The 18,259-nt window shown below is 54.1% G+C and carries 23 protein-coding genes; 2 read left to right on the forward strand and 21 right to left on the reverse strand.

From position 1 onward, the window contains the following. Window positions 1–57 precede the first annotated feature (57 nt). From ACYVHC_RS10470 to ACYVHC_RS10565, 20 genes are all read right to left on the reverse strand, one after another. Entirely contained in the window at window positions 58–258 is a 201-nt protein-coding gene (locus ACYVHC_RS10470) for a hypothetical protein (protein WP_460613670.1), read from the reverse strand. Between the two features lie 24 nt (window positions 259–282). Further along, window positions 283–834: a hypothetical protein gene (locus ACYVHC_RS10475; protein ID WP_460613671.1), complete on the reverse strand. Its 552-nt coding sequence runs from the start codon at window positions 832–834 to the stop codon at window positions 283–285. A gap of 54 nt (window positions 835–888) precedes the next feature. Next, window positions 889–1,218: a hypothetical protein gene (locus ACYVHC_RS10480; RefSeq protein ID WP_460613672.1), complete on the reverse strand. Its 330-nt coding sequence runs from the start codon at window positions 1,216–1,218 to the stop codon at window positions 889–891. Window positions 1,219–1,308: 90 nt separating this feature from the next. Continuing rightward, window positions 1,309–2,265, reverse strand: coding sequence for a hypothetical protein (locus ACYVHC_RS10485; RefSeq protein ID WP_460613673.1), 957 nt, complete (start codon window positions 2,263–2,265; stop codon window positions 1,309–1,311). Window positions 2,266–2,318: 53 nt separating this feature from the next. Further along, on the reverse strand, window positions 2,319–3,674 hold the full coding sequence (locus tag ACYVHC_RS10490) for a S49 family peptidase (protein WP_460613674.1): 1,356 nt from the start codon (window positions 3,672–3,674) through the stop codon (window positions 2,319–2,321). Between the two features lie 114 nt (window positions 3,675–3,788). Further along, entirely contained in the window at window positions 3,789–4,004 is a 216-nt protein-coding gene (locus ACYVHC_RS10495; RefSeq protein WP_460613675.1) for a hypothetical protein, read from the reverse strand. Window positions 4,005–4,039: 35 nt separating this feature from the next. Next, window positions 4,040–4,648 carry a hypothetical protein gene (locus tag ACYVHC_RS10500; RefSeq protein ID WP_460613676.1) on the reverse strand — a complete coding sequence of 203 codons (609 nt, stop codon included), beginning with the start codon at window positions 4,646–4,648 and terminating at the stop codon, window positions 4,040–4,042. 3 nt (window positions 4,649–4,651) lie between these two features. Next, window positions 4,652–5,866 carry a hypothetical protein gene (locus ACYVHC_RS10505; RefSeq protein WP_460613677.1) on the reverse strand — a complete coding sequence of 405 codons (1,215 nt, stop codon included), beginning with the start codon at window positions 5,864–5,866 and terminating at the stop codon, window positions 4,652–4,654. Window positions 5,867–5,868: 2 nt separating this feature from the next. Next, window positions 5,869–6,897 carry a hypothetical protein gene (locus ACYVHC_RS10510; RefSeq protein WP_460613678.1) on the reverse strand — a complete coding sequence of 343 codons (1,029 nt, stop codon included), beginning with the start codon at window positions 6,895–6,897 and terminating at the stop codon, window positions 5,869–5,871. Window positions 6,898–6,899: 2 nt separating this feature from the next. Then, a complete protein-coding gene (locus ACYVHC_RS10515; protein ID WP_460613679.1) occupies window positions 6,900–7,439 on the reverse strand; it encodes a hypothetical protein in 540 nt (179 codons plus the stop codon). A gap of 190 nt (window positions 7,440–7,629) precedes the next feature. Then, the gene (locus ACYVHC_RS10520) at window positions 7,630–8,190 is read right to left on the reverse strand and encodes a hypothetical protein (RefSeq protein ID WP_460613680.1); all 561 of its coding nucleotides are present in this window, start codon (window positions 8,188–8,190) and stop codon (window positions 7,630–7,632) included. An 863-nt stretch (window positions 8,191–9,053) separates the two neighbouring features. Beyond that, complete coding sequence (locus ACYVHC_RS10525) at window positions 9,054–12,143, reverse strand: DUF6371 domain-containing protein (protein ID WP_460613681.1); 3,090 nt, start codon at window positions 12,141–12,143, stop codon at window positions 9,054–9,056. Window positions 12,144–12,225: 82 nt separating this feature from the next. Beyond that, window positions 12,226–12,405 carry a hypothetical protein gene (locus tag ACYVHC_RS10530; RefSeq protein ID WP_460613682.1) on the reverse strand — a complete coding sequence of 60 codons (180 nt, stop codon included), beginning with the start codon at window positions 12,403–12,405 and terminating at the stop codon, window positions 12,226–12,228. A gap of 202 nt (window positions 12,406–12,607) precedes the next feature. Further along, on the reverse strand, window positions 12,608–13,357 hold the full coding sequence (locus ACYVHC_RS10535) for a hypothetical protein (protein WP_460613683.1): 750 nt from the start codon (window positions 13,355–13,357) through the stop codon (window positions 12,608–12,610). Continuing rightward, a complete protein-coding gene (locus ACYVHC_RS10540) occupies window positions 13,354–13,755 on the reverse strand; it encodes a hypothetical protein (protein ID WP_460613684.1) in 402 nt (133 codons plus the stop codon). Before ACYVHC_RS10540 ends, ACYVHC_RS10535 begins: the two co-directional genes overlap by 4 nt. Window positions 13,756–13,787: 32 nt before the next feature. Continuing rightward, complete coding sequence (locus tag ACYVHC_RS10545) at window positions 13,788–14,009, reverse strand: hypothetical protein (RefSeq protein WP_460613685.1); 222 nt, start codon at window positions 14,007–14,009, stop codon at window positions 13,788–13,790. Next, window positions 14,006–14,194, reverse strand: coding sequence for a hypothetical protein (locus ACYVHC_RS10550; protein WP_460613686.1), 189 nt, complete (start codon window positions 14,192–14,194; stop codon window positions 14,006–14,008). Before ACYVHC_RS10550 ends, ACYVHC_RS10545 begins: the two co-directional genes overlap by 4 nt. Then, window positions 14,191–14,631 carry a hypothetical protein gene (locus ACYVHC_RS10555; RefSeq protein WP_460613687.1) on the reverse strand — a complete coding sequence of 147 codons (441 nt, stop codon included), beginning with the start codon at window positions 14,629–14,631 and terminating at the stop codon, window positions 14,191–14,193. Before ACYVHC_RS10555 ends, ACYVHC_RS10550 begins: the two co-directional genes overlap by 4 nt. 113 nt (window positions 14,632–14,744) lie before the next feature. Beyond that, window positions 14,745–14,996: a hypothetical protein gene (locus ACYVHC_RS10560; RefSeq protein ID WP_460613688.1), complete on the reverse strand. Its 252-nt coding sequence runs from the start codon at window positions 14,994–14,996 to the stop codon at window positions 14,745–14,747. 304 nt (window positions 14,997–15,300) lie between these two features. Beyond that, a complete protein-coding gene (locus tag ACYVHC_RS10565) occupies window positions 15,301–15,684 on the reverse strand; it encodes a hypothetical protein (RefSeq protein ID WP_460613689.1) in 384 nt (127 codons plus the stop codon). 71 nt (window positions 15,685–15,755) lie between these two features. Between ACYVHC_RS10565 and ACYVHC_RS10570 the strand changes: the two genes are divergently transcribed. Both ACYVHC_RS10570 and ACYVHC_RS10575 read left to right on the forward strand, forming a co-directional pair. Then, window positions 15,756–16,100 carry a helix-turn-helix domain-containing protein gene (locus ACYVHC_RS10570; RefSeq protein ID WP_460613690.1) on the forward strand — a complete coding sequence of 115 codons (345 nt, stop codon included), beginning with the start codon at window positions 15,756–15,758 and terminating at the stop codon, window positions 16,098–16,100. After that, window positions 16,097–16,342 (forward strand): hypothetical protein, encoded by a 246-nt coding sequence (locus ACYVHC_RS10575; RefSeq protein WP_460613691.1) that lies wholly within the window; start codon window positions 16,097–16,099, stop codon window positions 16,340–16,342. Before ACYVHC_RS10570 ends, ACYVHC_RS10575 begins: the two co-directional genes overlap by 4 nt. Window positions 16,343–16,489: 147 nt before the next feature. On the opposite strand, the gene ACYVHC_RS10580 is transcribed toward ACYVHC_RS10575, so the two are convergent. Beyond that, window positions 16,490–18,145: an SBBP repeat-containing protein gene (locus tag ACYVHC_RS10580; protein WP_460613692.1), complete on the reverse strand. Its 1,656-nt coding sequence runs from the start codon at window positions 18,143–18,145 to the stop codon at window positions 16,490–16,492. Window positions 18,146–18,259 lie beyond the last annotated feature (114 nt).

Here is an 18,259-nt window from a genome sequence, read left to right on the forward strand (position 1 = left end):
CGACCAGTGGCCGGGGCGTTTGTCAGCAACACCCAAATCTTCTCCTACTTTCTCCCCCTATTTGGGAGTTGCTGAGGCAGTGCGGCGCACCTTCCGAAGCTTGAAGTACTCGGAACCGCCCTGCTTCACTACCAGCTCGTCGGCCTCGGCCACACTGAGGGTACGGAGGTCGATTTCCTGGTAGTTCAGCACCCGTAACCGATAACGGCCGGGTACCTGAAGCACCTCATACTTCGCAGCTACGTCCGGGCGCAGCATTTTTTGCCAGGTGGTATTCACTGCTTAAGCGCCGGTGGGCGCAGGAATAGTAGCACCACCCTTAATCTTGATATCACCTTCGTAGAACGCCAGGCCGTTGGCATAGCCCTCTACTTTGAAGGTGAAGCCCCGCTTGCCACCCGAGAGCTTGCCCGAGTCGTAGCTGCCCAAGATTTCAACACCCAGGCCTTCCGAACCCAGCTGGAGCACTTCGCCATCTGGCGTGTTCACCAGCATGATGCCAGACGTGTTTTTGATCTGACGGTCGAACTCGGCCACTTCCTTGGAGTTGCCAGGGTGGAAGAATTCGAAGTTGATCTTCTTGCCACGCGAGTCACGCTCTCCCGTTGGGTCCAGCTTCAGGGTATTGGTGTCGAGGGTGGTGTACACCTTCACAAAGCCCTTATCGGCGGCGAAAGCGTGGGAACCATCAATGGTTACCGAGTCACCTGGCCCTGTCGTCTTTTTGAACCCTTTGATCGTGGTGAAGTCATCCTCCAATGCCAGGAACATGGTGTTCTTCAGGCCGGGGCTGTTGTCTTTACCGCGGGGGCCTTTTAGTTCTAGTAAATCCATGGGGATTGAATAGCTACCTTATAAAATCTATTACTTCAGCCTACTGACGCGGGCTTACTTCTTAGCCTCAATCTTCTGGAGCAGGCCCGATCCGGACTTCACCAGTGCGGCCAGGATTTCTTTCTTGCCCTGGAGTTCCGACGCCAGCACCTCAGTGCCTTCGTAGTTGAACTTCTGAGCCAGCACGAGGTACTGATGTTTCTCGTGGGTAACCACCGCCTGAGCAGGCGTTACAGCCTCCGCATTCGAGAGCTTCTCGCTCAGCTCATCGACTGCCTGGGTAGCGGTGGCCAATTCGGTTGCTTGCTCGGCAGCTTTTTGCTCCAGGGCAGCATTTTCACGCTCCAAACGAGCAAATTTTTCTTCTAGGGTTTCAGTGGCCATGACAGTGGCTTAATGACGATTTGAAATAGGAAAACAAATGCAATGACGATGGCCGGCACCCTCAGTGGGTGCCGGCGCGTCGTGACCTTACTAGGTCAGCTCCTGATCGTTCGTGAAGACGATTTCAGGAATAATGAAACCAACGCCTTTGCTCCAGTCGCTGTACACCTTCACCTGACGGTCTACATTTTCCACTTGGAACTTGCCCTGGTTGCCGGTACGCTTACCCAGCACCACAGCGTTAGGCTTCGGCGTGCACCAGATTTTGTTGGAACCAGCCATCGAAGGCAGACCCACCACGGTAATCTTGGTGTTGTTGATCTGCTCGCCTACGCCAGCGCCCTGGGTGTTCTTACCATACTTGCGCTCCTGGCCACGCAGGAAGCGGCGCTGCGTTTGCTCGGACATACCTAGCTGCATGGGGATGCCCCAATACGCCTGGCCGATGCGGTCAGCAAACTGCTCCAGCTGATCAACCAACGCCTCGGGGTCTGTTGCCAAAGCACCCGTTACGATAGGGGTGATGCGGCCAGCGGTGATATGCGTGTTGATGGTAGTCTTGATACCATTCATCGACGTGCCAGCTGCACCAGGAGTACCAGCCGTAGGAGCCACAAACTTGCCGTTGTACACTTCAAGCAGTTCGTAATCCTGCTGTGACTGCGGAATGAGGTACTGCTCGATGTACCAACGGATGAAGGGCCACTCAGTACGCTTGATGCCTTCGCCCGTCAGGAAGCCCGCCCAGGTCGCCTCCAGTTCATCTGGATATTCAGCCGTGTCGATCTTCATCTTGAACTGCTCGATGCCAACAGGCACGAACGTTACGCTGGCCAGAGGCGTGTACGCCTTCTGGAAGGGCTGAAGCACCCGGGTCATCAGCGTTTTGGCCGCGCGGTACACCGTATCATCCGTCAGGATGGGGGTGAGCAGCGAGTCCGTAACGCTAGGACGGAACAGCAACTGCACGAGGCGCTGCATGTTCTGGCCTTGGTTAATGTAATACGCACCAAATTGGGCGATAATGTCTGTGGTAACGAGGCTCATAGCTTCGACTTATAGAAATGAAAAAATGGGTTTAACTCGTAGCAGATAGGGGCTTAGTTAAAGCGGGGGTCATCGGCTCCACCCATGCGGGCGTCAAGCTCAGCTACCACCTGGGCGTAGTCCACCGCACCTTCCTCACTTACATCCGACTTTTCTTTTGCCGAAGAGGTAGGCAGGGCACCAGGCTGATCACCGAACTCCTCGGCCTGAGCCATGGCGTCGTCGCGCTGCTTCACCAGAGCCGCAATCGAATCCACACCAGCAGCGGCCAGTGCGTCGGTCATGGTCTTGTGAGCAGCAGCAGTGCCTTCGAAAGCATCGAAGTCGGCTTTGCTGATAATGGCGGCATCCGTAATGCCTTTAGCCTCCAACTCGTCGTTGGCGGCAGTTACCAGCTCAGCGGTCACAGCTGCGCCAGTCAAGCCGGCCAGAGCGGCAACGGCTGAGAATTTGTTCTTTCCGAACATGGTATTTGAATTGGAATGGTTGGCTTGGGTAGCGTCGTCGCCCGTGGGCGCGTCGTTGGTGCCGGTGGCGAGTGCCACAGCACGCTCTACAGCGAAGTCGAAGGAGCCGATGCCTGTAATCAGACCCATTTCTAAGGCCTCAGAGGCGAAGAACATGCCGCCCTTCAGAGCTTTTTCGCTGGTTTTGGGGTTGAGTCGGTCGCCGAGGCTGGCCTTCACATGCTCGTGAAATACTGCCCGTAGCGGATTGAGCACGTTGGCTTTATAGGGCTTGTAGTCGCCCGCCATCACAGCGATGAAGTCGGAGTTCTTATCCTCAGAGCCATCGGCTACCAAGTCGTGAAACTCAACGCCAAGCTTCTTCAGGGCGGGCTTGATATCCTGAAACGAGGCCATCACACCGATAGAGCCGATGCGGCAGGTCTCGTTATTGAGGATAATTTCTGGGCAGGAAACGGCAGCCCAAACAGCAGCAGAGCCAATAATGCCATCAGAATAGGCTACAATGGGCTTAGTGAGACCCTTAAGGCCTGCAGCAAACTCTGCTGTGCCATCCACCGTGCCACCACCCGAGTCGATGCAGAGCACATGGGCCATGACGTTGTCGTGAGCATCAGCAGCCTGGATAGCCCGAAGCCGGGAGGCTGTGCCTGGCACATCCGTGCACAGGCCTGGCTGATCGTCCTTCATCATCACACCCTTCAGAGTGTGCACCGCTACGGAGCGCTCGGGCGCATCATCGTACTTTTTGGCTGAGCGACTGCCTCCTTTGGTCGCGGCAAAGAGTACACCCTGCTCTGCTGGAGCAGCCGGTGCAATAGCTGCAGCCAGCTGCTCACCTTTGAGCATACCCGCAATCTGCGGCAGATAACCGAGCACCGTCTCGCTCTGGATAGCCCAGGGCGAACGTAGTATGGCTGACAAAAGATGGTTGACTTGCATCGAATTAGGGTAATTATCGATGCAAATCTTATTCGGCGCAGAGGCGGGAAAAAGGACATAAAAAACCCCTCCTCAGATGAGAAGGGGCTGGGTGATGGCATTTGCGCGACCGCATTAAGAAATAGGAATGAATAGCGTCTGCCCGCGTAGTGCATGCTGACAATCCGTGGCGTAGTAGAGGATGCCATCGACTAAGGCTACATCACAGCGGCCCTCTACCCCGTCTGGAGAAGGCTCTACTTGGTAATTGACAACGCGCTGGGAAAGCGTCGGCTTGAGCACGGTGCCGAGTAGCTGCTGCTCATCGCTCAGCTCGACTTCGTGTCGCACCAGACAGCCAGGACAGAAAAAGGAATAGATTTCCATTAGGCGGTAAAGTTGTTTTTCGTGGCATTCGCGCCGTTGCCACTCGTATCATAGGCCACTGTTGCCGTATCGGCGCGGAACTGGTACTGACGCACCATGCCGGTGAAGGGCTGGTTGAGGTAGTCAGCTTTTTCGGCTGCTGTCTGAATGCGGTTGTACACGCGGAAATCCCAAAAGCTCGCCCCGCCCAATTTTTCAGCATTGGTGTAGCGACTTCCCAGCGTAATGATGCCCGCATTCCAACTGCGCCCGGCTCTCTCCAGTACAATGAGTTTCCAGGTGGAGCTGGTAAACGGGAAATTGGCAATTGGCGTACTGACTCCATCTACCCACAAGGTCCAGCCGGTGCCGATAGCCCCGACTGCTAAGTAGGCGTTGGCATCTCCCGTAGCATCTCGACAGTCGAGCAGGTACTGGAAGCCATCGGAAGTGCCTACATTTTTCTTATACCAAAAGCTCAGGCAGATGCCGCCCCCAGCGCTGCTGATGGCCGGAGTAGGTATTTTTACGGTCTGGATGACACCCGCATAGGACTGCGGATTGATAACCAGCGGGAAACGGTCAAAGGCCATCACCTGCTGGGGCACCATTCTGAAATACCGATGCATGGCCTAGGTAAAGCGAAAGGTTACACTACCACCCCCGGCACCTACCACGCCGCCCATGTCGAATACATCGCCCATTACGACAGTTGCCGGAAGGTTTACCGTTACCCCGTTTACCTTGTAGATGGGGCTGGCGATATTGACGATGGCAAATTGAGTGATCGTGCCCACCATGCCCACATTGTCAATTTTGAGCGTGAGGGCCAGGGTTCCGGGTATCAGGCTCTGGGCGTAGGCTTCCCGCCAGGCCACGGCCGCAATAGCTTGGGCAATGGTCTTGGTGCTGGTGCTACTTTCTTTCAGGGCTCCCCAATAGGTGGTGACTGCCGTTTGCCCACTGGCCACGTCCGTGCTCTGGCCTACCCAGTTGGGGCCGGCCGTATTCGTGAGTTTATCAGCCGCAACGGGAAGCACTGTGCCACCGACAGTACCGGCCGCATTCTGGGCTGTCTTGGCCCGAAACAGGCTTTCCACGTTATCGAGCGTGAAACGGTAGGTTCTATCGACTACCGTTGGGGTGGAGGAGGTGAGCTGCGGAAAGGTCGCCACGACCTGCGCCTCGGTGGCCGTGTCTTTGATCCAGGCCGTGCCGTTGCTGTTGCGGGTGTAGAGCCCGGTATTCACCCCATCCTCATACACCCGCGCGGAACTCGGATAGATGGCCAGGTTAGTGGACACCGCGTTCAGCTCAGCCAGGGTCTTATAGCGAAAAGGTCCGCCTACCAGCTTGTTGGTAGTTAGGTTGGCCACCAATGCATAAAGCCAATTCAGCCCGTCCGTAAAGGAGCCAATGTTAGCAATAGGATTGAGACTAGGAAAGGGAACTGCAAGTAGTTGACGTAATGCAGTTAGTCCCCCTATCTTGACATCTGTGCCAAGCTTAGAATCACCAATGGCGTCATCCTTAATCTTCGAACTGGTGACAGCTGAATCGGCCAGCTTTGGCGTTGTAATACTCCCATCCGCAATTTCTGTCAGTCCACCCGAAGCTTGCTTTTTTTTCAGGCCGGCATTGCTGGTATCTGTTCCCCAAGACCACTCCTCCCCCGCAATCAGCACGGTGCGGCCAATCCGTATAGACTGGTCTATCTGGTCACAAGCGTCCTGTGCCGAATCGTAGCCATTTGAACCCTCGGGACGGTACCAATAGTCGGCGGGGGCAGGGCCATTCACCTTCACACCCGTTTTAAGCTCGGTGCCTGCTTGTCCTAATAGTGACATGATTAGCTCGTTTTCTTAAAAGTCAGGACATGATTGGCTGACACCCCGTATGGGACGGTCTGGCTCATTTGGTACACGTTGTAAGCCCGCGCTTCCGCGGCGGCATTGTTGACCTGAGTTAATCCAGTGAGCAAGACATAAAACGGCCGCACGTTAGCCCCTTGGTTGGTGGTGTCTACAGCTGTATCGAGTACCCAGCCAGCTGGTGCAGCACCCACGAAATTCTTGGCAGCAGTGCCAGTGGCCAGAATGACTTGTATCGTAGTGCCAATACCAGCATTTGCAGGGAAGTAAGGCACGTACACCCAACCGCTGTTGCCATTTGCCAAGCTCCGCACATCAGCTGAGGTTGCTACTGCGGTTGACTTGGGCCCAAAGAAGAGTTTTTGTTGACCATTAAGGCTTAGGTTGCCCGACTCAAAGCCAGTAGCTGCAGCTTGTGGAGCATTCACAGAGCGCACAGCCGCAGCGCGAGTATCCGGTGTATTGGCTGGTTTGACTGGCTTGGGGGCACCAGCAGCATAGTCGGCCTGCATCTTATAGAGAACCGAACCGAGCGGCCGTACCACGTTTTCAGTAAATGAAACAGAGCCATCTACATCAGCGGCAACCTCTACCCCATTTTTATAGAGGCGAGTTGCACTGGCCGCGCCGGCATCGCCTGGTGCGTAGGTGCCCGTAACCGTGTTCGACACATTTTCGCCTTCCTCACCAGTGGCGGGGGCAGTCTGTACTACAGAAAGCGAAGGATTGGTATAGCTTGGCAGAATGCTGCCGCTCCAAGCATCCAGTAGGACTGCGTTTGAATCCTTATCCTTCGCTGGCACCATCTGGCCCTTCAGGTACTTACCGAAAGGGGTATCTGTCACGACAAGCCAATCGGCATCAAAAGGCTTGCTGCCCGCCCCAAATGAGTCAGCACAGTCCTCCGAAAGCTCCCGGAAGGTCGCTTCAGTGATGTTTTCGAACTCGTTATCGGCAAAAAGAGCCTGGTATTTAGTCTTGAATTGGACTGGAGTTAATACTGCCATAACTACACTACACGTAACACGACTCGGAAGCCGCTGCTAATAATGACGGTCTTGCCCGCGGCGACGCGGGCCATCAACTCGCCTTTGCGGTTGCGGATTTCTACTGTGCCGCTGTCACCACCCTCGCCTGGAGCACTGGCCACAGGGAAGGCCCCGCGGTAATAGAGTGCCCGGCGCGTCAGCTCACCCGAGAAGTTCAGGTCGATGCCCGCGCGTGCTCCAGGGTTGCTGCCTTCACTTCCTGACCGGAAAGTCAGGAACGACTCGCGGCCTCCCACCAGGCGCAAGCGGCCACTGGCTTCCTGCAGCATCACCACGGCCCGACGATTATCCATTGTCTCCAGCACTACTATCTCCTGACCGGCAAGAGCACGAGTGGCCGTGACCTTCGTGGTATAAGTCGTGACCCCTTTGGTTGGCTTGGGGGTTTCGTCGAACTTAATCGTATTCTGCGTCACGCGCAGTGGAAACCACGTTGCTCCTTCGCGAAGGCGTAAGTCGTCGAGGATATCGGACCCATCCGTTTCGGGATCTTCTAGCAAGTCCTCAACTGGTAGCCACCACAAACCAGTGTAACCAGGCAAGGCTGTACCAGCACCTGCGACGAGCGGTCGGGGCTGGTAGGGAGCAGGGGCTAAGGGACTAGTAGAATCAGGCACGAGTACCGATGGACAAAAATCAATTTTGAGAGGACAAACGCACTACTGAATTCAGGGGCGTTTTTGACAATAGTTAGACTCTTACCGCATGGCCGGCAGTGGCAGTGGATACCACCAGCTGCGACAGGCTGGCCTGGAGGTTCAGCATGTCCTTTCGGAGGTTGACGGTAACTACCTTTCTTTTTTTGGTTGGCACCGAGGCCCGGTACCGTTGGTAAGACTTGATAAGGGTATCATAGCTGATATCCTTATCGGTGAAGTCGTACTTGGCCATGAAGTCGAGCACGGCATCCTTCTGCCGCTGGCCTAGCTCCACGGCTAGATCAACAAAGGCGTGCAGCTCTGCTTTGATTTGCTCGTGCACGGTATTGTTGAACATGTAAACCGTGTCGGAGGTAAGGGTCAGCCCATACTGGCGGAATGGGTAGTTCTCCAAGCCCACGTTGAACTTCAAAGAGTACTCCGCTACCACCGCATCCTTGCGGGCATTGGTGAGCGGACTCCGCAAAAGCAAAAACAGCAGCAGGCCGTGTGGATCAGTGCGGCTCAGCACGTATTCCGGGCCCAGATGTAGTAACAGGTATTTATAAACGTGCGGACGTACAGGCAGATCGAGGCTATTCAGGCTCTTCACAGGGTAGCTGGCTTAGGATAATCAAACTTAGAGCCCGCTCCTTGCAGGCCAAAGGACTGAGAAATAGGAGGTGATAAATCGGGCGGGAGAAGTGAAGAGAGTAGATTTTGGGCCATTAACAGTCGTTAGAATTTGTAACCAAGTTGTGCAATTAATGCGGAATGTTTACAAAAATGTATCATATACAATTCCCGTAATGCTCAGTGTGATACATTTTTGTATTTCAATAAGATTCATGCCAATGCCAGCCCATACCAAGGAACAGCATGCGTTTTTGTAAAAGCGGAATAAAACTGATGCAGCAGCAAGGGTGCTCGAAAAGCTGACCTACACGACCTACACGAGCCTACACAATTCAAAAACCTTATTTCTGATTAATAAGAAAGGTTTTTGTTGTAGGTGGGCTGTAGGTCGGAACCTGATTCTGTAGGTTGCTGTAGGTTGGATGAAAAACGGCCGACCTACAGCAACCTACAGTAACCTACAGCCTTTACCCCTCTGTGATTAGATAGAGAAACTATAAAACCTACATAGTAGAGAGTATAAAGCCTTTTTACATTATTGTCTCACCCTGTAGGTTTGTAGGTCGGTGTAGGTCGGCTTTTTGAAGGGTGCAGCGGCGGTGAACACTATTTATAGGCTTTTGGCCCTTAATGCGCCCGCCTGCAAGCGCCTGCGCCCGCGCCCCTACAATTGTACTTTATAAAGCACGTGCGCCCCACGTGCGCCACCGGATGGCACAAAAAAAGGGTAGCGCTTCTGCGCTACCCTTGTGACCAGGTGTCCCGCCTGGTTAATCGATCCGGCCGCTACTCCGAATCAAAAATCTATATGATTGTGCCGACCTTCATCGGCCTCCAAACCTACTCGGTATCTGCCGTCTCAATGTTGGTGTGGATGCTGCTACTCAGGTCGATACCAAGTTCGTCAAATTTAAACCCGTAGCAGCTGGTTGGGTTTGTTTTCATTGCACCTATGCCGGGAGCAGCGCTGGGCATATCGAAGCGCAAATTCTTCATATCCACGTAGGCTGGGTCGTTCTTGAGGTAGTAGTCCAGCGTGGTCTTGTCCAGGCCCGGTACGTTGTACTGGTTGCGGTGTTGCTGCATATAGGGCGGATGTACGTTGCCCAGGCGCAGGTAGAGGTTGCCCTTGTGGAATTTGTAGTCCACCCCTTCCACCACCAGTGGCATGGGCTTGTGGGAAACCATGCCCACGAACACGTCCCAGAAACGGCGGCTGTCGGTGCTCAGGCTGATCTGCTCTTGCTGGCGCAGGATAATCTTCATGGCCATGTTGTACAGGTCATCCGCATCAAAAGGGAAGGCCAGCAGCTGCTCTTCCAGTAGGAACAGGGTAGGGGTTAGAATGATGGCCATGTTCTGCACCATCCGGTCTTCTACCTGTACCTTCTTCTTTTCAATCAGCTTGCGAAGGTTGTCGCGCACCACCTTGAAGGAATCCTTGTACCACTTCACCATTTCGGGGCGGTGGGTGAGCACCTCCAAGGTGACGTTGGTCAGGCTCTTTTCCTGCATCTTCTTCAGCTTATCGAAGCTGTCGTAGTCACGATCAGCCGCCAAAAATTCCAGCAGAATGGTGCGGGTGAAAAGGGCGTTGTCGATGTTGGGCATGTCCTGGCCGCTGATCCACACGGCCGAGCGAGGCTTGGTAACCTTGGTCTGGTTGTCGTTTGACTTGACACCGGTGGTGCGGCCAAAGCCATCGTAGAAACCTTTGAGCATGCCGACTGTCTTCTTATCCACCGAGTTCTTATACTCGTCGAGCATCACGATGCTGTTGGTGAAGTTGGCCAGCGTTCTAATAACCCCGATTACGGTGCTGGGGTTCTCCAGCGAAATGGAATCCTGCGGGGTGCCAAAGAGGTGTTTGAAGCTATCCGCGAATACCGACTTACCCGACTGGCGCTGGCCAAAGGCATAGAGCATGGGGAAGCTGTTGTGAGCCTCGAATATGTAGTCGCGGAAGAGGGAGGAAATGTAGAAGCACATTCCTATGGCTCCGTTCACGCCATACACCTTGTAAATCAGGTCAGCCCACTGCTCAAACTTTACCGGGCTGGGTTTATGCGAGAATTTCTTCTCGTTGATGTAGGCGCTGTGGTCCTCGTTGATGCCAGAAAAGAAGGGTAGGAAGTAGTTGTTGCCATCATGCTCTACGATACCATACTCGTCGGTCTTGCTCCAGGTGCTGTTGTAAATGCCGTTTGAAAAAGCGTAGAACTGACCGCGCTCGTGCCAGCCGAGCGTCGTTATCTCGGTGGTTACTTTCTCCTCCCGGAAAAGCTTCTTTTTTAGGCGCGTCAGGTCGGTGTCGTTTCCTTCGAATACGTAGTTGCCTACCGATTCTACAGCCTTCTTGAAAGCACCCAGGCTTACGAATGCCTCTGTTGGCAAGCTCAAAGTAGCCTTATAGCCCTCCTGGTTTTTCAATTCCACAATACGCTGTGGGTTGTCTTTCGACTTTACCAGGTAGAGCACCTTAATGCTGAAGCCGCACACCATGCGCGGAACCCCATCCTTAATGGAGTAGTAGCAGTTATCGAGCTCATAAAAGCCATGCTTGAAATAGTCCTCGGGGCTTACGCCTTTAGGCAGCACTTTGAGGGTCTCATCCTCCTCTTCCTCTTCTTCGCGTATGTCGCGGAGGGTAATGTTGTAGTGGTTGGCAATCTTGAAAAACTTAGCTGGGGAGTTGCATACAGCTAGCTCCAGCGCCTCGTCGAACGTGGCGTCTACGTCCTTTTTGGAGTAGGTCTGCTCGGGGCGGGCCAGGCGGTGCAGCAGCTCACGACCATGCTCCCGGAAGACGGCCAGTGAGCTGGCTGTGTTGTTCCAGTCCTCGTCGTTTTTGCCGATCCAGATACCGCGGCGCTCAAATTCCGCTACAAACCGGCCTGCCTTATACCAGTAGTCTTTCATCTGGATGCTCCAGTTGTCAACGTCAGCTGGCAGTACTGGTACATCCTTCTGCTTCTTGCCCGGCTTTTCTACTGGCTTCTGTTTGGCCGGCGCTACGATATCGGGCCGCACCCCATCCCGGAGGGCATCCGCAATATCATACCCGTCGTTCCGCTCCGGAAACAGGTCAATCACTACGAAGTCCTGCTTATAGGCTTTGAGCTTACGCAGGCTGCTATTGTTGCGCCCGCCCTCGGTAAGCACTGGCTTGCCATTGCGCATTTCGGGCTGGCCATCCTTCATTTTAGGAACGTTGCCATCCGCATCAGCCAGCCACCAAATGGGGCGGTTGAACAGGGCCGATATCTTCTCATCGGTGATACCGTTTGCGGCTCCGCATGCCACCCAGTCCAGGTGCGGATAATGGAAGGAGGCTAGGACCGCTGATTTTTCGGATTCTACCACGCAGATGGGGCGCGTAGGGTCATCGTGGCGAATGAGGTGCTCTCCATACAAGCAGAAGCCGTATTTGGCACCTTGCTTCTTTTCGTCGGCTGTGGTGCCAAAGCTATATGGCTGGGTCAGCTTATCCCGCTTACCCTCCTCCGTGTACTTGAACCATTTGGCGTTGATCAGCTGCTTCTCGCCATTGAGGTGCAGAAATACCGTGCGGTCTTTATCGGTGGCTACTGCCCATTTCTCCAGGTGCTCAGCCGGGATGGTGATGGTGCGGGCGTAGCGGTGCAGGTTGCTGCGGTGGTCTTTCGTCTTAGCCAGCAGATCGGCCGCAACTTCGGCGCTGGGGCGTAAGGTGATGGTTTCGGGAGCATCGGCCGCGGCACCGGTGGCGGTGAACAGCTCGCCCGAGGGGCGGTGGTCATAGCCGCACTTTGCCTGGCGGTCGCAGATACCATATTGTTCGTCGAGGCGGTTGCCTTCTGCGTCTTGGAAGAAACGAAACACCTTCTTCTGCTGGCAGGAGGGGCAGGTTCCTTTGGGCTTAGGGTGCTTTTCGAGAGAGTAGCGGGACATGGACGTAAGCGAAAAAAGAGGTTTCAGAACCGGAGCATGTAGCGGTGCTCCGTATCTGGTCGGGAAGCAATAGTTGGTCCTGTTAAAGCTGTAATCGAGGCAGAGAAGCGTGTTTCTTGCCGTATTTGGCACGTCGGGCATTATCGGCCCTGTCGTGGTTAAGGTGGCAGGCCTGGCAGAGCAGCACCAACCTCGAATCGTCCACCTGCCAGTTGTGCTCGTCGTGGTCAAGGTGCGCCACGGTGAGGATGATGCGGATCATCTTCGGAGCCAAGGCCTGGTGGTCGACGAAGAGCTGGCCAAGGGTTGCTAGGGTAGGTGGCGTTCCAGGGTGAAACTTTCCGCGGCTGTCACGCCACCCAAACTGCCAGGCCCTTGCCCCGCACCATTCGCACCTGGCTCGTGCTCTGGCTCTGATGCGCGGCACTATCTCCTTGCGCCAGTTGGGCGGGTATCGAGAGTAATCAATTGGCATCGGTTACTCTTTTGAACTCTACCACCCACACCCAGGGGTTAGCCTTCCATGATTCGGGGCCGTTGATCTTAGCCCACAGACTGCGGTATGAGTCTCGTGCTAGAAGCTGATTGGAGTCATCCGTGTAGTCTTGATACCAGGTCCAATCCCCACCCCAAGCCTCGGTCTGCTCAATGCCCTCCGCTACTGCATCTTCATGGCTAATGTCCTGCAGCCGCTCCACCCGCACCGACACGATTTCTAGCAGGATGCGGCTAGCCTTGCGGGGGATGTGAATGCTGGGTTTCCAGCCTTGGAACTCTAGGCTAGTACCAATTCCTTTCCATGTGTTGCGGGCTACGGCATTCTCTAACCAAGCGGGGTGCATTGCGCCTAGTCCAGCAAATGCGTCATCAGCGGCATACTGTACATCGTATCGGGCATCACAGGTACCAGCATTGGTAATGACGTATCTGAACCCTTCCCGCACCCACAGCCGGTCACCAGGTTGGCCGTAAGGGCATTTAACCTCTTTACCGTGGAATAGGTCAGGTAAGCCAGGCTCGCGAATTGGGCCGCAAGAAACTATTGGTACCCCGGTTCGAGACTGATCCAGCTCGCTCACAAAATCAGTTGGCTGAGGTTTCATAATCCGGCGCGTCTGGGTCTTAGTGCCAGCGAGTAGGGCGCGCACCATGGCACCGCTGAAGAGGATAGGTCTTTCTATTACAGAAAGCACGACAGATTTATCGTGGCTCATACTCCAAGTAGTTTGACGTTTCCGGCTTTCACCTCCTGGTAATGGGTAGCTCCAGTGTTTTGATTGTACTGCTGCGCCAGGAATACCTGCAGCGGGTCCATCTGCTGCATTTGAATCATGGCCACCTGAATCTGGACCAGCTCGTGCAGGGAGCGCCAAGCAGTGCGATATGCCTGCGCCCGAATTGATAGTCGCTGCTGCGCGTTAGCCTTGGGCTTCTGCTTCAGCATAAAGTCCGTGACGCGTTGCACATTGGCCGGCAGCCGGAACACCAGGGAAAGCCCATTTATTGGCAATTCGAAGATGAAGCCAATGAGGTGCTTCTCTTGGTACCACTTGCTCACGGTCGTAGCACCAGCCTCGACTAATAGCACCTCGATAGCCGCGGCCGAATTCAAGGCTGGGACTGTCGATGTATAGTTCTTGATGTTCATCTCTGCTTACCTCCTTTCTGAGCCAATACAGGTGTTGGGTGCTCGGTATCGTGAAAACGCATGAACTTCTGGCAGCAGCCGGTAATGGAAAGGAGCAGTGCCATACCAATGAGCATGTGCCACTGGCTGCGTTCAACCTGGCGGCGGGCTGCAGCCACGGTGTGCAGCAAGGCATAATGCTTTTGAGCTTGATAGCGGAAGCGGGCTGGCTTTCTCATAGGGTAGCCAGCTTAACGCGCTTGGAATCCAGCGTTTGCTGCAATTCAATTCTTAGCCGTTCGTAGTACCGTAACTCCTCGCCTACAGCCTGAGCAGAGACCAGTTCGATATTGGCAAGCTCAGATTCAAGGTGCTCGATGTCGTCGCTTAGGCGGTGGATCTGCTCTTCGATTTGGGTCTTCATGCGGCCAGCCCTCCTTCCTCTTTCTGCACCAGCATGCTCACTACTGAATCAGGCTCGGGAGCGCCAGTCAGCTCTACTATTTTACGGGCAACTGCTTCCCGGCCCCGCGGGCCCAGGGCATCCATGTGCTCCCGATTGGTTTCTAGGTAGCGAATGTGGCCCTGAATGGTCTTGTTGGTAGCATCTACTTCCTTGCGGATGGTCTCCTCAATCAAGCGCCGCTTGGCATTCGGCATCTTAGACCAGTTTTCACCGAAATGCTTAGCCACCCGGGTCATATCTACGCCCGAGAATTCATCCACCAGGCGCGCATAGGTCTTATAAGCTTCAAGTACCTGGTCGAGCAGAATGCCGATAGTCAGGCAGGCTGATGCCCCATCTACTCCAATACCACGGGTGATTTCGCGCTGCACGAAAACGTGGCAGAATTCAGCCACTGAACTGTTATTTGGGACCTTAAATACTGGCGCACTGTTGGCAGATGCAGCCGGCTTACTCGTTGATTTCTTAGCCATTGTAGCGGAATGGTTAAAGTGAGAAAAGAGAAAAACTAAAGGAGGTCAGCCAGCTGAGGCAGCGGGCATATGCGTTCGATGGCTTCTTCTGTTTCAGTCAAAGAGGACTGTAATTGGCCGTGCTCATACTGCCAGGCGTCCAGGTTGCCTTGTTCTATGAAGCGCAGCTTATGTAGGCTGAGCTGGCCTAGTTCACGCTTAAGGAAGCGTTGCGCCCACATCAGCACCTTCAGCTGGATATCTTGTGGGAAGTGCTGGATTTGTTGAAGGCTGACAGTCGTAATCATGTGGCAGAACAGATAGGGGACAAGGTGAAAGCAGCGTAGGGGACGTGTAGAAGGTGCTCTTCGGGGAATGAGGCAATCAGCGCCTCAAAATCTTTGGATGTGGGAAAGGGGGGCCAGGAAGCAGGCTCGGTGTGCAGCAGCCATATCGAATCGGCCTGCGCTATCCAGGTGGTGTAAGTCCCATCTGGTTCTCGGATTACCACGTCGAGCAGGCCATCAGAGCGGTGGCGCTTACAGACTAGTGGCGTTGTAGCGATGAATCCGAAAGTGCGCCACACGTAAGTGCTCGGCACGAAGGCTCGCATTAGAGCAGCTTCTTGAGCATGGCATTTGCCTCCTTCACCCGTTGCTCGCCAGCCTCTTTGTTAGCTGCAGCCAGAGCAACGATGGCCTGGGTGATTGGATCAGCCAAATCGAGCTGATGAATCTTGCGGAAATAGGTGGCCCGGCTGATGCTGTGATCCTTGCAAATATTTTCCTGATCATCAGTGGTCAGGTTTTTTCGCAGAGCATCAGATTGTTGCTTTAGCTCGAGGCTCTTTTGAGCTGGGTCCAGAGTATCATTCTGAACACTTTTTGTAAGTCCCATGATTTCTTGGCTTAGTCCTTGTGAGACATAATTGATACTTACTGATACGTAAGTGATACAAATTTGATTCAACAAGAAGCAAAAACCAAACGAAATCATTAGAAATATGGAAAACAATTACTGCTGTCGTGTTTCCAATTTTGTCTCACACAGAGACTAAAACGTCACGTATGGTTCACAGGGGAGAGATTGTGGCCAAGGCGGTGCAGCAATCAGGCATTAAGCTGACTAAACTCCACACCACGCTTGGCATCAGCCGGCCGACCTTGTATCGCCGGTTTGAAGACCCGAAACTAGACTTCGACTTTATCCAGAAAGTCGGGGATATCATTATGCATGACTTCAGCGAAGATTTCCGCGAGCTGAAGCGCAACGCTCCTATTGCTCAGGAGCCTATCGTAGCTTACCACTTGGATGGTCTGGATGACTGTAAGGACAAGCTTCTGCATGTCTATGGTCTGTACACCGAACTACTTCAGAAGCATAACGATCTACTTCAGACCCTGCGCCAATGACCATTACAGCTACAGAACTATTCATTGAAGCCAAGGAGCGGGAGGATATACTCCTGGTCTCAAACGACGAGCACCAGCTGAACCCGGTTTTCGAACCAGGTGAGCCGGTGCCGCCTTTTACTGCCTTCATCTGGAATGAAGGAGCCAATGACTGGTTTGTAGAAATAGGAACGGCTCTTGACGAGCCGACCATTGAGCGCTTGGTGAGTAAGCTCACCTGCGACCCCACTGAAAATGAATAAATGTTTAGCAGATGTTTAACACCTGCTGCGTAACTCATTGATAGATAATACAGTCATGTACCTCCGTCTCTGGTACTAAAAAGCCCCTTTGCAGCATGCAAAGGGGCTTTTTATTGCGAGTTGGCCTAGCAATTTTTACTGTATTCGCTAGCGCACCTCTACTCCTTTAGTATAGATGGTGCCATCGTTAGTGCGTATGCGCAGTACGTACAACCCTTTGGGCAGCTTCGAGCAGTCAAACAACGCCCGAACCTGAGACGAAGTGGCGGCTAGCAATGGTTGGGTAGCTACGGCGGCCCCCATGGCGTTGTGCAAGGTAGCCTGGCCTGCGAGCAGCATGCCGGCTTTGTTCCATGTCAGCTCGGCCACGAGCCGTTGGCTGGTTGGGTTCGGGAATACTTCCACTATGGCATTGGCCCCACCGTTGTTGCCGGAGCGAGGCGCTAGTATATGCAGGCGGGCAACAAAGTTGATTGGGCTGCTGCCAACGTTAAAGCCAACCCGGCCGAAAGAGCCTTTCCCGGAAAGCTCACCTAGTAAATACAGTTTGCCCGATTGGTCCTGCGCAATGCTTTTGGCTTTTGTGTCGCCGCTAGAAGCTAGATTTTCAGCATAGTACACGTCGCCATCGGGCTGGAAGCTTTGAATAAAGGAGGATACCTTAGGGTCGGACGGCGTGCGCCACCCGATGAGCGTGCTGTATCCTTGCTCGTCTGTGGTCAGGCCGGTAGCCGATTCATTGGCGCTGGTCCCGACTGAGGTAATCCACTGCGCGTTGCCGGCGCGGCTGTACCGGGCCAGAAAAGCATCGGAGCCACCGGCACTATTCAGCGGCTGGCCCCCAAAAGAGGTGCTGCCCGAGTACGTGCCGGCCACATAGATATTGCCTTGCCGGTCGGCGCCGAGCTCAGCAATGCGAGCAGTGCCCCCGCCTTGTTTCAGCCAGTGCACATCACCTGATGCCGTGCTCAGACTGGCCAGAAAAGCATCTGAAAAGAGAGAGGTGCCTTCAGTTGTCAGTGATTTGCCTCCTAGCTCCATATCGTAGTTGAAGAAGCCCCCCACAATGCAGTTGCCGCGCCCATCGAGGGTTATGTCGGTACCGCTGGCACCGTAGGTAGTGAAGTTAGACGACACCTTGGCCCACGACACGGCTCCAGAAGTGGTGTAGCGCACCACGTACATCACCCGGCGGCTGTCGCCTACTGTCTGGTTGCCAAACTTGATGCCGCCATAATCCGACCGGCCGGTTATGTAACTGTTGCCAGCCGCATCGGTTGCAATAGCATTGGCTTCACAACTATACACGGGAATGCCAAAGGCTTGTATCCACTGCACTTGGCCTTTGCGGTCGAATTTGGCCAGCATAGCGGTAGTGTTTAACTCACTAATGCCTGGTACGATGACGTTGCCATACGATACCTCGCGTACAAAATTTCCGGCTACGTACACGTTCCCTGCCGCATCAACCGATACATCGGCCCCAGAGGCAGAATAATTCCGGTATGGCTGTGGGTTAGGTCCGCGACCAATTTGTGAGGCCCACATCACCTTACCACCGGGGTTATACTTCACCAGAAACAGGTCATTATCGCCCCGGCTGGTAAGTGTGGTGCGGCCGAAGCTGACGGTGCCAGAAAACTGGCCCGTTATAAAGCTGTTACCCGACTTATCAGTAGTAATGCTATTGGCCCGAACGTTTGTTCCGGAACTGTTGAGCTTCTGAAGCCAGTGCCAGTTGGCTTGCGCGCTGGCATTTAGGTAGCTCAGCAGCAAAACGAAAGAAAGAAAACATGCTTTCATAGCGGATCAGATAAGAGTAAGAAGTGACAAGAGCCGGTAAACGTCTCGAAGACGCGTTTGGGAACCAGAATAGAGTGGCAATGGGGCGCTGCCACAGATGTGACAGATAGATAG

This window comes from Hymenobacter seoulensis, from assembly GCF_054780535.1.